General features: G+C 42.0%; 12 protein-coding genes. 11 read left to right on the top strand and 1 reads right to left on the bottom strand.

The window, feature by feature from the left end; all coding sequences use genetic code 11:
• Window positions 1-34: 34 nt before the first annotated feature.
• Complete coding sequence (locus tag H5201_RS04120; protein ID WP_182783764.1) at window positions 35-820, top strand: flagellin; 786 nt, start codon at window positions 35-37, stop codon at window positions 818-820.
• 163 nt (window positions 821-983) lie between these two features.
• Entirely contained in the window at window positions 984-2,420 is a 1,437-nt protein-coding gene (locus H5201_RS04115; RefSeq protein ID WP_149981502.1) for a sigma-54 dependent transcriptional regulator, read from the top strand.
• Window positions 2,421-2,805: 385 nt separating this feature from the next.
• On the opposite strand, the gene H5201_RS04110 is transcribed toward H5201_RS04115, so the two are convergent.
• The gene (locus tag H5201_RS04110) at window positions 2,806-3,426 is read right to left on the bottom strand and encodes a DNA-3-methyladenine glycosylase I (RefSeq protein WP_182783762.1); all 621 of its coding nucleotides are present in this window, start codon (window positions 3,424-3,426) and stop codon (window positions 2,806-2,808) included.
• Between the two features lie 140 nt (window positions 3,427-3,566).
• On the opposite strand from H5201_RS04110, the gene H5201_RS04105 reads away from it, so the two are divergent.
• The 9 genes from H5201_RS04105 (at window position 3,567) to H5201_RS04065 (ending at window position 14,479) form a co-directional block, all read left to right on the top strand.
• Window positions 3,567-4,679, top strand: coding sequence for a PAS domain-containing sensor histidine kinase (locus tag H5201_RS04105; RefSeq protein ID WP_182739663.1), 1,113 nt, complete (start codon window positions 3,567-3,569; stop codon window positions 4,677-4,679).
• A complete protein-coding gene (locus tag H5201_RS04100) occupies window positions 4,676-6,154 on the top strand; it encodes a sigma-54 dependent transcriptional regulator (RefSeq protein ID WP_182718184.1) in 1,479 nt (492 codons plus the stop codon). Before H5201_RS04105 ends, H5201_RS04100 begins: the two co-directional genes overlap by 4 nt.
• Before the next feature lie 178 nt (window positions 6,155-6,332).
• Window positions 6,333-6,665, top strand: a complete 333-nt coding sequence (fliE, locus tag H5201_RS04095) for a flagellar hook-basal body complex protein FliE (protein WP_145239413.1) — start codon at window positions 6,333-6,335, stop codon at window positions 6,663-6,665.
• 20 nt (window positions 6,666-6,685) lie between these two features.
• The gene (gene fliF, locus H5201_RS04090; RefSeq protein WP_182718183.1) at window positions 6,686-8,401 is read left to right on the top strand and encodes a flagellar basal-body MS-ring/collar protein FliF; all 1,716 of its coding nucleotides are present in this window, start codon (window positions 6,686-6,688) and stop codon (window positions 8,399-8,401) included.
• Window positions 8,394-9,434 carry a flagellar motor switch protein FliG gene (fliG, locus tag H5201_RS04085; protein ID WP_145239407.1) on the top strand — a complete coding sequence of 347 codons (1,041 nt, stop codon included), beginning with the start codon at window positions 8,394-8,396 and terminating at the stop codon, window positions 9,432-9,434. Before fliF ends, fliG begins: the two co-directional genes overlap by 8 nt.
• Before the next feature lie 3 nt (window positions 9,435-9,437).
• Window positions 9,438-10,256 (top strand): flagellar assembly protein FliH, encoded by an 819-nt coding sequence (fliH, locus tag H5201_RS04080; RefSeq protein WP_145239404.1) that lies wholly within the window; start codon window positions 9,438-9,440, stop codon window positions 10,254-10,256.
• A gap of 18 nt (window positions 10,257-10,274) precedes the next feature.
• A complete protein-coding gene (fliI, locus tag H5201_RS04075) occupies window positions 10,275-11,609 on the top strand; it encodes a flagellar protein export ATPase FliI (RefSeq protein ID WP_149981495.1) in 1,335 nt (444 codons plus the stop codon).
• Complete coding sequence (gene fliJ / locus H5201_RS04070; RefSeq protein ID WP_149981493.1) at window positions 11,609-12,055, top strand: flagellar export protein FliJ; 447 nt, start codon at window positions 11,609-11,611, stop codon at window positions 12,053-12,055. The genes fliI and fliJ overlap by 1 nt, the downstream gene beginning before the upstream one ends.
• A 129-nt stretch (window positions 12,056-12,184) precedes the next feature.
• Window positions 12,185-14,479, top strand: coding sequence for a flagellar hook-length control protein FliK (locus tag H5201_RS04065; RefSeq protein ID WP_182783759.1), 2,295 nt, complete (start codon window positions 12,185-12,187; stop codon window positions 14,477-14,479).
• Window positions 14,480-14,494 lie beyond the last annotated feature (15 nt).

Below are 14,494 nucleotides of genomic sequence, written 5' to 3'. Positions count from 1 at the left end.
TATAATTTAACCAATCAGCGTGTCGGAGCCTGTTATGAAAATTCAATCACCAGCAACTAGTTTTTTAAACCAAACACAACAAACCAGTAACAAGCTTGCAGAGCAACTTGCTACGGGTAAAAAAGTCAACTCTGCGGCAGATGATGCCGCGGCATTGCAAATTATAGATCGGTTAACCTCCCAGCAAGACGGTTACAGCCAAGCGGTGAATAATGCCTATGATGGTATTTCTTATTCGCAAGCGACCGAGTCAAACTTGTCGGGTGTCAACGATGCTGTCTCGCGTATTCGTGAATTATCTATTCAAGCAGGTAATGGCGCATTAAATGATAATGACCGTGCTGCTTTGCAAGAAGAAGTGGTGCAATTACAAAGTCAGGTTACAGAGACGTTTGAAAATGCCAATTTTGCAGGTAAACCTTTGTTTGATGGTCAGTCGGTGTCGTTTCAAGTTGGTCCAGATGCGAATGCAAATCAAACGGTTACTCCTTCGGATGGTAGTTTTGCATCAGTAATATCAACAATTGATATTTCTACTCAAGCAGGTGCACAAGCTGCAATTGATATTAGTGACCAAGCGGCGGACGAAATTAACGCCCAGCGAGCTGAACTTGGTGCTTTTCAAAATACATTGGCAAGTACCATTAAAGGCTTGGGTACTCAGCAAGAAAATATTGCCGCGAGCCAAAGTCGAATTCAAGATACCGATTATGCTCAGGCGGTTTCACAGCAAGTATCAAATGATATTTTAGCACAAGCGTCAGTTGCACTGCGTGGCCAAGCTAACCAATCGGCTGAATCTATTTTAGGGTTATTATAACGGCTATGATAAAACAGTAATTCTTAAGTATTACTTGCAATTAGCTTAGTGTCTGTTTTTTGGCATCTATGTCAAAAAACTGCCGCTTTGTGCTTGCATCCCTGTCAAACTCGCTTACAATTTAAATTATTAATAGCTTGTAGTAACTGTGGTTCGCTAAATAATGATCTTGATTTTAGACAATAATAATAATCGTGCGATTGGTTTACATGCTGCGCTTACCTTTATTGGTGAGGCAGTGCAACTGCTTGACGATGCAAGCCTTGAACAAGAATGTGAAAAATACCAAAAGCAATCATGTATGGTGATCCTCGGTGCATTGCAAAGCTTAGATCATGAAAGCGTGATCAAGCGCCATCCAACAATACCATTTCTATTAATTGGTGAAACCCTTAAACCACTGTTGAGCATTGCCAATGTAGTTGGCCTTATCTGTGAACCTTTTAACCATGATGTAACGACTCAATTACTGCATGATTGCCAACAGTATCAACGGATGTTACCAAATGAGCATAAACACGCAAAACCGCACAAAACCTTTGATGGCTTAGTTGGTGAAACTGAAGCGGTTAAAGATGTACGCTTTTTAATTGAACAAGTTGCTAAAACGGACGCTAATGTATTAATTTTAGGCGAATCAGGTACTGGTAAAGAAGTGGTTGCTCGTAATGTTCATTTACTATCAAAACGTAATACAGGGCCATTTGTACCCGTTAACTGTGGGGCGATACCTGCGGAGCTGTTAGAAAGTGAGTTATTTGGTCATGAAAAAGGCGCGTTCACTGGTGCTATTTCAGCGCGTAAAGGCCGCTTTGAACTTGCCCAAGGTGGGACGCTTTTTTTAGATGAAATTGGCGATATGCCGCTACAAATGCAAGTAAAGTTATTACGAGTGTTACAAGAGCGCAGCTATGAGCGGGTTGGTGGTACAAAACCAATTCAAGCCGATGTGCGGGTGATTGCTGCAACACACCGTGATCTTGAACAAATGATAGAGCAAGGAAGTTTCCGCGAAGATCTATATTATCGACTCAATGTTTTTCCTATCGAAAACCCATCTCTTGCAGAACGTGCTGATGATATTCCATTATTATTAAAAGAGTTAATGCGCCGTATTAATGAGCAAAGTGGTACTACCGCTAAGTTTACTGAGCGGGCAATTGATAGTTTAAAAGAGCACACATGGCCGGGGAATATTCGCGAGTTAGCGAACTTAGTTGAGCGTATGGTGATCATGTTGCCAGATAAAGTGGTTGATATTCCCGATCTACCAGCAAAATATCGTTATATTGAAGTTGATGCTTATGAACCACAATATCCCGAAGAGCTGATGGAGCGTGATGCTTTCAATGATATTTTCAGTACTGGTTTTAGTGATTACGACGATGAGCCAGAAGTTGAAGCAATTCAGCCATCAGCAGACCTTTTACCCGACGAAGGGATTGAGCTAAAAGATTATTTAGCTGAGCTGGAAATTAGCCTGATCACTCAGGCCTTAGAGCGTTATGATTATGTCGTAGCGCGTGCTGCGGAGATCTTGGGTGTACGCCGCACAACCTTAGTTGAAAAAATGAAAAAATATAACCTATCACGAGATTAACACGTGCTAAGTTGCTAATATTTTACTTCGCAATATCAGTAATTACAGAGTGTGGTCGTCGTTTACGGTGATAAGTTCATTGACGCGCTAAAGCACTACCTACCATTTCGGTGCTTGCAAATAGTTACTTAATTTTTACCACCGAGGCGCTGCGCGCTACACGGAGCTGAAGGGCTAGGACCCTAATCCCTTCCTCTTTGAACTCGGAGTTCTCTGTGGTGGATCAATCATTTAAAGGTCTTTTGCACAAAGAGAAGTGAATGAGATCAAATGAGCAGATAAAAATATATATAAATCTTTCGTGGCTGAAGCCTGCTTATATGTGGTTTAAGCATTTGTAGGAAATGGCTTCAGCCATTAATTCCTAGACGCTAGATTTAGGATCCTAGCGCCTAGTCACTTTTCTAGCTCTTAACACCGAGTATTTTTCAATAATCTCAGCTTTACGAAAACAATCATTACTGTGATCATTCACCATACCACAGGCCTGCATATGGGCGTACACTGTGGTTGGACCTAAAAACTTAAATCCCCGTTTTTTTAAATCTTTTGCAAATGCAGTTGAGGCCTCTGTGATTGCAGGGTAGTCACTAAGTTTATCTAACTCATTCACTAACGGCTTACCACCTACAAACTGCCATTGATAGTTACTGAAGCTGCCAAATTCTTGCTGAATTTCAATAAAACGTTTGGCGTTATTTATAGTTGCTACAATTTTTAAACGATTACGTATAATTGTTTCATCAAGCATTAATCGTTCAACATCGTGCTCGTTCATTTGTGCGACTTTTTCTACATCAAAATCCAAAAATGCACGACGATAGCCATCACGTTTCTTTAAAATCGTATACCAACTTAATCCTGCTTGTGCTGATTCCAGAGTAATAAATTCAAAAAGTGTTTGGTCATCATATACTGGGATCCCCCATTCATCATCGTGATAGGCAACATAGTCATCTTTACTGGTATCGAGCCAAGGGCAGCGACATAAATTTGTTGAATTCATAGTGTCTCCTTGCTTTGCTTATTTTAGTTTGTCATTTTTTTGTCGCGTTATTTATACGCTAAGTAAATGAAATTAATCAATATAATTGTTGGTACAATTTGTGCATTTAGCTAGTTAGATCCTGTAAATGAGAATGCATTATGGCCTTAGCTAATGTCTTAAAACCACAATTTATCACAGCGACCCAGTATAACCCATGTTTACTGCAAGAAGAGTACATTGGTGAGTTAAGTGAATTACGCCAGCAAGCCAGTTGGTTAAGTCATTTAGTAGATACAATGCCTGCGGGTGTTGTGGTGCTTGATGGTCGCGGTTTGATCGCTAAAGCTAATCAAATTGCAACAGACATGCTAGGGGAGCCACTCGAAGGTGAAAAGTGGTTCAGTGTGATCCAGCGCTCGTTTCGGCCCCAACAAGATGATGGCCATGAAGTATCGCTAAAAGATGGACGCTTAATTAAGTTAGAAATAACGGCATTAGCGCCAGAGCCAGGGCAATTAATCTTAATGACTGACTTAACCGAAACGCGTCGTCTACAAACACGCGTTGCACATATGCAGCGTTTAAGTGCATTGGGTAAAATGGTGGCATCTTTGGCACATCAAGTGCGAACACCACTGTCTGCTGCGATTTTGTATGCCGCTAATTTAGGTTCAAAGCGGTTACCCGAAAGCTCGCGAGGCAATTTTCATACTAAGTTAATGTCGCGTTTAAAAGATCTCGAAACCCAAGTAAACGATATGTTGTTGTTCGCAAAAAGTGGCGATCAGCAAGTTGTTGAACATGTTTCCATGCAGCAATTATTAACTGAAGTGAAAACTGGCGCTGATGCTATGGTCGCACTTAATAATAGTGAACTTCAGGTCAGTTTACCTGAGCCTGATATCGAGATAATGGGCAATAAAACTGCGCTTGCCAGTGCCATTCAAAACCTTATTCACAATAGTATTCAAGTCATTGGCAGTAATGCACTCGTTCAATTAAGTGCGCAGCGGGATGCGAGTGACCCCGAGCTAGTGTGTATTACTGTAAGTGATAATGGCCCTGGGGTCGATTTAAGCTTACTTGATAAATTATTTGAACCATTTTTTACTACCCGAAGCCAAGGCACAGGTTTAGGCTTAGCGGTAGTTAGTTCAGTCGCAAATGCACACCAAGGACGAGTTGCAGTAACGAACAATGCTCAAGGCGGAGCCTGCTTTAGTTTACTGTTACCTATTTGTACAAAGTCAACATCGGCGGAGGCAATATGAACAACACGATTTTAGTGGTTGAAGATGATGCAGGGCTTCGTGAAGCCTTGATTGATACGCTTGAAATGTCTGGAATAGATTGCGTTGCGGCTGACAGTGCCGAGCAAGCTATGGTGCTACTTAAAAAAGACAGCTTTTCGCTGGTCGTGAGCGATGTGCAAATGGGCGCGATGAGTGGTCTTGATTTACTGCGCAGCATAAATCTTAATTACCCTGATCTACCGGTTTTAATGATGACAGCGTATGCGACTATTGATGATGCTGTTGAGGCTATGCGGTTAGGGGCAATTGACTATATGGCCAAACCGTTTGCGCCCGAAGTGCTACTTAATATGGTAAGCCGCTATCTACCTGAGCCAGAAAAAGAAACTGATGGCCCGATTGTCGCCGATCCGAGTAGCATTCAGCTATTAGAACTTGCAAGTCGGGTTGCTAAATCGGATGCCAGTGTGATGGTGCTTGGTCCTAGTGGCTCAGGTAAAGAAGTACTCGCACGCTTTATCCATGATAAATCAGATCGCGCAGAGCAGCCATTCGTCGCAATAAACTGTGCTGCGATCCCTGAAAATATGCTCGAAGCTACATTATTTGGCTACGAGAAAGGCGCGTTTACTGGTGCGATTCAAGCTTGTCCGGGTAAATTTGAGCAAGCACAAGGTGGCACAATTTTACTTGATGAAATCACTGAGATGGATTTAGGCCTACAGGCTAAGTTACTACGTGTATTACAAGAACGCGAAGTTGAACGTTTAGGTGGTCGCAAAACTATTAAGCTAGATGTGCGTATTTTGGCTACCAGTAACCGTGATTTAAAAGAGGCTGTGGCTAAGCACCAGTTTAGAGAAGATTTATATTATCGGTTAAATGTATTTCCGTTGATGTGGCGTCCACTTTGTCAACGTCCAGGCGATATTGTCGTGTTGGCAAAGCATTTAATTGAACGTCATCTCAATAAAAGCAAAGAGCCTATCGCTGTACTTAGCGAACCGGCAGAGAAAAAATTATTAGCTCATACTTGGCCAGGTAATGTGCGTGAACTGGATAATGTGATCCAGCGTGCGTTGATATTACGCCACGGTGATATGATTGACGAAAGTGCTATTTTTATTGAAAATTTAACCCAGACTCCTCTAACTGCGGCTTTATCAGCAAGTTTAGTGCCGGTTAATTCAGCACCAGAAAACACTACTTCGGCGGTTACAAGTTCACCAACTAATGATGCTTATTATGATCTGCAAGCGCCAGCAATAAAAGCGACAGCAGAACGCAATCAGCTGCGTGAAGAATTACCAAGCTTGGATTCGGGAAGTTACAAAGATGAACTTAAAGATAAAGAGCATAGAATTATTTTAGAGACCCTAAATCGTTGTCAAGGCAAGCGTAAAGATGTAGCTGAAACATTAGGGATCAGCCCACGAACATTACGTTATAAATTGGCACAAATGCGTGATTTGGGGATCACCTTACCTGCTTAAGCCTCTATAATTTTTGTTTTCCTTCACTATTTAATTTACGCTCAGCCTTGCTGGGCGTAAACTTGTCAAAACTCTGACAACAAAAACACATCTCAAGCTATTGATATTAATTAATTTATTAGTTGGCATGCTTTGTGCTTTATTAAGTTATTAGTAAACTGCATCGTCAGAGACAATTATGAAAATTCAAAACAGCGCATTATTTCAAGAAATGCAATCTATGGCTCTCGAAGCTGGTCGTAGTAATCAAGTAAACAAATTACCGACGCAGGCGCAGCCTACTTCGAGCGCCCAATTTGGCGATTTGTTAAGTGATGCACTCAATACCGTGAATGGCCTTCAAGCTGATGCAAAACAAAAAGTCGTAGCGGTTGAAATGGGCGACCGAAATGTGTCATTAGCGGATGCGATGATCGCATCACAAAAATCATCGGTTGCCTTTGAAGCCACTGTACAAGTTCGTAACAAACTTGTAGAAGCCTATAAAGAAATCATGAACATGCCTGTTTAACTAGGTAGTGGAGAATTATTGTGGCGCAATCTAATCAATCAACAGATCTTGCTTTGGCCGGCGGCGGTATCGACCAAACTGATAATGACGATCAACAAGAACAAAAGTCAGGCTATTTAAGTGCATTAAACGGCGTTGATGTATTACGTCAGGTCACTTTAATTATTGCATTAGCGATTTGTTTAGCGATCGCTATTTTTGTGATTATTTGGGCACGTCAACCAGATATGCGTCCACTTGGAAAAATGCCAACGGAAGAGCTAATTCAAACGCTCGATTTTTTAGATGCACAAAAAATTGACTATCAACTTGATGGCAATGTGGTTTCTGTTCCTGAAAATGAATATCAAAATATTAAATTGTTAATGACCCGCGAAGGTATTGAGCAAGCGCCGAACTCGGGTACTGATATTATCATGCAAGATATGGGTTTTGGTGTTAGTCAGCGTTTAGAGCGTGAACGTTTAAAGCACGGTCGTGAACAACAACTTGCGCGCACGATCGAGGAACTACAAAATGTCACGCGTGCTAAAGTATTATTGGCAATCCCGAAAGAAAATGTTTTTGCTCGTCGTGAGAAAAAACCATCCGCAACAGTTGTATTAACTTTAAAACGTGGTCGTATGCTCGGTAGTGAAGAAGTGGACGCCATTGTTGATATTATTGGTTCAGCAGTGCAAGGTTTAGAGCCGTCACGAGTAACTGTAACAGACCAAAATGGCCGATTACTTAATTCAGGATCGCAAAGTGCGTTAGCTGCTCGCTCACGTAAAGAATACGATATTGAACGTAAACGTGAACAAGAATATCTAGATAAAATAGATGGTATCTTAATGCCAGTTATTGGCATGGGTAACTACACTGCACAAGTCGATTTAAGTATGGACTTTAGCGCGATTGAAGAAACTCAAAAACGCTACAACCCTGATTTACCAGCGGTACGCAGCGAAACCACTTTTGAAGAAAACAACATCGGCGGGTTAGCTATCGGTATTCCTGGCGCGCTGACAAATCAGCCCCCAGTGGATTCGAATATTCCTGAAGTTGCCGGTCAAGGTGGTGCAGGCTCTGGTTCATCACCCAGTCGCACTCATAAAGAGGCGACACGTAACTATGAACTTGATACTACTATTTCCCATACACGTCAGCAAAGTGGTGTTATTCGTCGAATTAGTGTGTCTGTGGCAGTCGATTATGTGGCAAAAGTGGGTGAAAATGGTGAAACGACTATGGAGCCTCGCTCAGTTGAAGCACTGTCAAATATTCGTCGTTTACTGCAAGGTGGTGTGGGTTTTGACTTACAGCGTGGTGATGCATTAGAAGTAGTGACAGTACCGTTTGTACGTGAACCGATGGACTTAGCTATTGAAGTACCACTGTGGGAACAAAACTGGTTTATGAAAGTTGTGCGTTTAGTGCTTGGCGCATTGGTTATTATAGTGCTAATCATGGCGGTGGTTAAACCTATGCTGAAACGCTTGATTTACCCAGATGATACCCTTGAAGAGTATGATGATGATGCGCTTAGTTCTGGTGTAGATATTGGTGATAACACCCTAGATATGCTAAATAAAGATTTTGATTCTGCTTCGGTTGGCTTCTCAAGTGATGGTACACTACAGTTACCAGACCTACATGGCGATGAAGACTTATTAAAAGCTGTTCGTGCCTTAGTAGCAAATGAGCCAGAACTCTCCTCACAAGTTGTGAAAGCGTGGTTAACTGAAGATGACTGATCAAGAACAAAAACAACTGCCAGCAGCGTTTGATGTTGATAAATTAGACGGTGTAGATAAAGCCGCAATTTTATTGCTAAGCTTATCCGAAGAAGATGCAGCGCAAATATTAAAGCACCTTGAACCTAAACAGGTGCAAAAAGTGGGTATGGCAATGGCGGCGATAGATGATCTATCGCAAGCCAAAATCAGTGCCGTGCACAATTTATTTATAGAACAAATACAAAGCTTTAGTACGATTGGCTTCCAATCAGAAGATTTTATCAAAAAAGCGCTTACTGCGGCACTTGGTGAAGATAAAGCGGCAAGCCTGATAGATCAAATTGTTATGGGATCTGGTGCCAAGGGTCTTGATTCATTGAAATGGATGGACTCAAAGCAAGTTGCCAATATTATTCGCAATGAGCATCCGCAAATACAAACTATCGTTTTATCGTATTTGGAGCCTGAGCAATCGGCCGAAATTTTAGCGCAGTTTCCTGAAAAAGTGCGCTTAGATTTAACCATGCGCATCGCCAACCTTGAAGAAGTTCAACCTGCGGCTTTACAAGAATTGAACGAGATCATGGAAAAACAATTTGCCGGACAAGCTGGTGCGCAAGCTGCGAAAATGGGCGGTTTGAAAGCGGCGGCTGATATTATGAACTACCTCGATACCAATATTGAAGGTCAGTTGATGGATTCAATCCGCGAGCATGACGAAGAGATGTCGCAACAAATCCAAGATTTAATGTTCGTATTTGAAAACTTAATGGATGTTGATGATCGTGGTATTCAAGCTATCTTGCGTGAAGTCCAACAAGATGTACTGATGAAAGCCATCAAAGGCACTGATGATGCATTGAAAGAGAAAATCCTCGGCAATATGTCAAAACGGGCTGCAGAGATGCTTGCTGATGATTTAGAAGCAATGGCACCTGTGCGGATCAGCGAAGTTGAAGCCGCGCAAAAAGAGATCTTATCTACGGCACGTCGTCTCGCTGATTCAGGTGAAATTATGCTTGGTGGTGGTGGTGGTGAGGAGTTCTTGTAAACCATGAGCAAACCTACTCAATATCAAGGTCGTCCTTTACGTGCCAGTGAAGCAGTTGATGAATTATTAGAAAACTGGCCAATTCCAGATGTTACGCAAGACACTCGAAAATTCGATGGTCGTTCAACGGCGTTTGGTACACCGCTGGCCGATTTATATCGTAAAGAGCTTGAAGAAAGTGAACAAGCACTAGAGCCCGAAGAGCCTGAGCTGCCTTCGTTAACGATGGCTGAGCTGGAACGAATTCGTCAAGATGCCTACGAAGAAGGCTTAAAACAAGGCCACGAGCAGGGTTATATTGATGGTTTTGAAAAAGGCGTAGGTGAGGGAAAAGAAGCCGGTTATAAAGAAGGCATTGAGCTTGGTAAAACACAAGGTCAAGAAGAAGTAAAACCACTGATTGAAGAACAGCTAACGGGTCTAAAAGCATTGTTGGATAGTTTGTCAGCGCCATTAGCTAAAGTCGATGATGACGCCGAAAAGCAACTTGTACAGTTAACCGTAATGCTAACCGAAGCGTTAGTTTATCAAGAAATTAAAACCTCCCCTGAAATCATTTTGCAAAGTTTAAAGCAGTGTATCGATGCGTTAGCCAATGAGCAGCAAAGTGTGCGTATTCATTTACACCCTGAAGACATTGAACTGGTTAAAAATAGTTATGGCGAAGCTGCACTAGCTGAAAACCATTGGCAGTTAGTTGCAGAGCCGACTTTAGATCGCGGTGGTTGCCAAGTAAAAACACCACAATCATCTATTGATATGACTATAAAAACCCGCGTCAAAGAAACGTTGGATAGTTTTTTGCATAGTAGTGGTATCTAACTCCATTTTTGGTTTGCAATGAGTTCTCAACCACGCCCATTAAGTGAACGCTTACAACAGTATCAAAAACATATTCATAGTCCAACGCCTGCTGTTGCGGGAATTTTAACCCGTGTTGTAGGGTTAACATTAGAGGCGAAAGGATTACGCGCGCCAGTTGGCAGCCAATGTAAAATTGAAACCATGAATGGTTTTGTTGATGCTGAAATTGTTGGTTTTAATGACCAGACGCTTTACTTGATGCCAAATGACCATATTTCTGGTGTACTACCTGGTGCGCGAGTGATCCCACAAGTAAATGATACCGGACTGCCTGTTGGTATGTGTTTACTTGGTCGTGTTGTTGATGGCTTAGGGCGTCCGTTGGATGGGCTTGGAGCTATTAAAGCAGAGCATTACTTAAAATTTGCACAAAATTCCATTAACCCATTATCTCGACGACCAATTACGCAGCCGATGGATGTTGGCGTACGCGCTATTAATTCAGTGATAACTGTTGGCCAAGGCCAGCGCATGGGGCTATTTGCAGGCTCCGGGGTGGGTAAGTCGGTATTACTGGGTATGATGACCCGAGGCTCAGAAGCTGATGTAATAGTTGTTGGTTTAGTGGGGGAGCGTGGCCGCGAAGTAAAAGAATTTATCGAAGAAATACTCGGTGTGGAAGGGCGTAAGCGTTCTGTCGTAGTTGCTGCTCCAGCCGATGCATCGCCATTAATGCGATTGAAAGGTTGTGAAAGTGCGGTAACTATCGCAGAGTACTTTCGCGATCAAGGTTTAAATGTTTTATTGCTACTGGATTCTGTAACGCGTTATGCCATGGCGCAGCGCGAAATAGCGCTTGCGGTTGGTGAACCACCGGCGACTAAAGGTTATCCGCCTTCAGTATTTGCAAAGCTACCCGCGCTGGTGGAACGTGCTGGTAATGGCGGCGAAGGGCAAGGCTCTATCACAGCGTTTTTTACTGTACTGAGTGAAGGGGATGATATGCAAGATCCGATTGCTGATGCGGCGCGAGCCATTTTAGACGGTCATATCGTGTTATCCAGAGAGCTCGCTGACAGTGGTCATTATCCTGCTATTGATATAGAAAAATCGATTTCACGGGTGATGCCACAAGTTGTCTCAGAAGCACATATGCAACAAGCGCGAGTGTTAAAACAAGTGTATTCAATGTTCCAGCAAAATAAAGATATGATTACTTTAGGTGCTTATCAAAAAGGCACCGACCAAATGCTTGATCAGGCCATTAATATGATGCCAAGAGTGAATGCATTTTTACAACAAGGCATGAAGGATGTGATCAGCTATGACGATGGCCTACAAGGGCTTGCGCAATTATTAGGACAAGCATAATGGCAACCAATAAGCTCAGTTTATTGCTGAAAATAGAAAATGATAAAGAAGAAGCTTTACGGATAAATTATTTACAAGCGCAGCAAAACTTGCAAGGCAATCAACAAAAATTGCAAGGCTTGAATAACTTTCGCTTAGAATATACTCAGCAATTACATGTAAAAGGAAAGTCCGGTTTAAGTAGCGCCGGGTTTAGTCAATATCATGCTTTCATTGCCAAAATCGAAGAAGCCATTCGTCAACAAGCGAATACTGTCAGTACCGCTAAACAAGTTGTCTCACAACGCCAAAGTTTATGGCTTAAACAGCAGATTAAGGCTAAAGCGGTTGCTAAGTTAATAGAAAAACAGCAACTTAAAGCGAATGTGATCGCACAAAAAAATGAACAAAAAATGCTTGATGAATTTTCCGCAAATCAATTTTACCAAAGACGTCGCGTTTTATAGTCTATTGCCCAAAAAAGGGTTATTTATTAATTCAAATCAGCTTAGGCATATTATTTGCTTGTTTGATGTAATAAGTATTTATTCTGGCAAACTGCGGCGGCAAATTGCCACTTTTAATCTAGGTGAATTATGGCTATTAGTGATCTTTCAGTGTTTATCTCAACTGAGCTGGATGTTCAGTTAAATAAAAAAGACAGTGCCAAAGGTGGTGCAGCAGCAGATAAAGAAAGTACTGATAGTGACTTTTTTAGCCAATTACAAAGTGCCAACAATGCTGCGGAAACATCTACCAAGGTTAATTCAACGGGTGCTGAGCCACGTTCAGCTGAAGCCGTAATTGTTGCTGAAAAAGCACAAGAAACGTCTGTTGACAACAGTGATGAAAATGCGATGTCTGGTGATGCAATGCTTGCGCAAATAACGGCGGCTAATAACATGGACACTCGGGTAAATAATACGCCAACTGTTGAAAATTCCTCATTACTTTCAAAGTTGGGGAAATACAGCGAGGAAAAAATAGACCCTAAGCTTGTTAAAGTCACTGGAGCCCGTCCAATTGATGATGTTACGCCTATTATTGATACAGAGACTCCTGCTACTGATGATCCGATTGCACAATTAGTCGATAAACAGCTAAAACCATCGTTACTTACAGAAAAAACGCTGCTGGCAGAGGCAATTGATAAACAACTTCAGCTAAAGGGGAACACTCCGCCTGATGATGCAGTTACTCCTATTATTGATGATATTCAAGTCGCAAAAGAGACATCGCAAAATAAAGCGATGGCAATGCAGCCAACAATCCAACAAGCGGTTGCTACTACAACTGCTTTAAAAAGCGGGCAAGTTGACAATGACGCAGCTCAAATAATTGCTGCTGCAAATACAAGCCAAGGTAAACCACAAGACAGTGAAGTATTAGCTAAAGGTTCCGACGCTATGCTTGCTCAGCAAGGAAAACCTCAACAGAGCGCAGCACTAACTGCAGATGCAGCAGTTACTAACGTTACTGCTAACGCTAAACAAGCAATCAAAAGTGCCACTGAAGTAGCAATGGACGCTGAAGCGGTTAAAGGTGTTGCTTCAAGCTCTCAAACTGATGTATCAGAAAAAGCAGCTGAACAGTCAAAGCGTAATAATAGTGCTGTACTAGAGCAAATCAGCAAGGTATTACTTAACTCAACGACAACTGTGCAAAAAAATGAAAATCCACTGTTGGCGAGCTTAACACCGGAGCAGCAAAAACAGCTACAAACTCAGGTTGATGTCATTCGTCAGCAAGATCCATCACCGGCTAACATAACTGACTTAAAAAAAATGCTGGCTGAATTTGTAGCGCTTAATAGTAAAGAAGCTGCAAAACCTACCACGGCAGTTGCGACAATTAACACCGCAGAGCTAACTCAACTAAGTAAAGATATTTCGCTGTTAAGCCCTATGCAAAAACAGGCATTAAGCCAGCAATTACGAAATTTTGTGAGCAATGAGCAGCCCAAAGGGGCTTTATTAACTCAGATCAATAAGGCGATTACTGAATTAGCCCAGCCAGAGAGTACTGAAAAAAGGACTGAGTCAAAAGCTCAATTGACGGTTCAGTCAATGGCAGATAATTTAGCAAGCACTACAACTACCAATAGCAGCACCGCTAAATCAGATACAAATAAAGTATCTGCGCCACAAGATGCACTTATAAAGGCTGCAAGCAAAGAGCAAGAAGTGAAACTGGCAGTACAAGATAATGTTCTAAAAAGCGAGCAATTTGCTGAAAATATTAAAGCAGAGCAAAGCCCTGTGCGCGACAACACATTGGCACGTGTAAATCAATTGTTTGGCCAGCTCACCGGATTAACCACTGCAGTTACAACAGCCACGGCTGTAGAAGGGAGTGAGCAAAGTTATCAACAAGCTTTGGCTGATATGCAAGTAATGCATGCTCAGCAAGCGAGTCCTACATCACAGACAAGACAAATAAATATTGATCCAACTGCGTTACAAGCGTTGAATATCATGAAAAGTGATGCTGCCAAGTTACTGCAAGAACGAGTGAGTGCATTGTTAAGCATTAATAATAAAGAAGCTGAAATACGTCTTGATCCGCCAGAAATGGGCAGTATGCAAATTCGTATTCGTAGCGATGCAGAACAAGCTCACATTAACTTTGTGGTGCAAAATCAGCAAGCCAAAGAAGCCCTTGAGCAATCAATGCCGAGATTACGGGAAATGTTAGCGCAGCAGGGAATTGAACTGGGTGAAAGCAGTATCCAGCAGGGGAATAGTCAAAGTGATACTGGTGGTGACGGACAACAAAATGGTCGTGGTCAACAGGCAAATCAGCAACAAAATGAAGAGGAAACTGCATTAACTCAGCAACCAATTCGCGGCTCTGGGCAACAATCTTCATCATCAATAGATTACTATGCCTAACACCTGCTATTATAT

Source organism: Pseudoalteromonas sp. SG43-6, from assembly GCF_014164365.1.
Lineage (GTDB): Bacteria > Pseudomonadota > Gammaproteobacteria > Enterobacterales > Alteromonadaceae > Pseudoalteromonas > Pseudoalteromonas rhizosphaerae.
The sequence above is the reverse complement of the archived record's forward strand: the minus strand, read 5'-3'. Positions and strand labels throughout refer to the sequence as shown.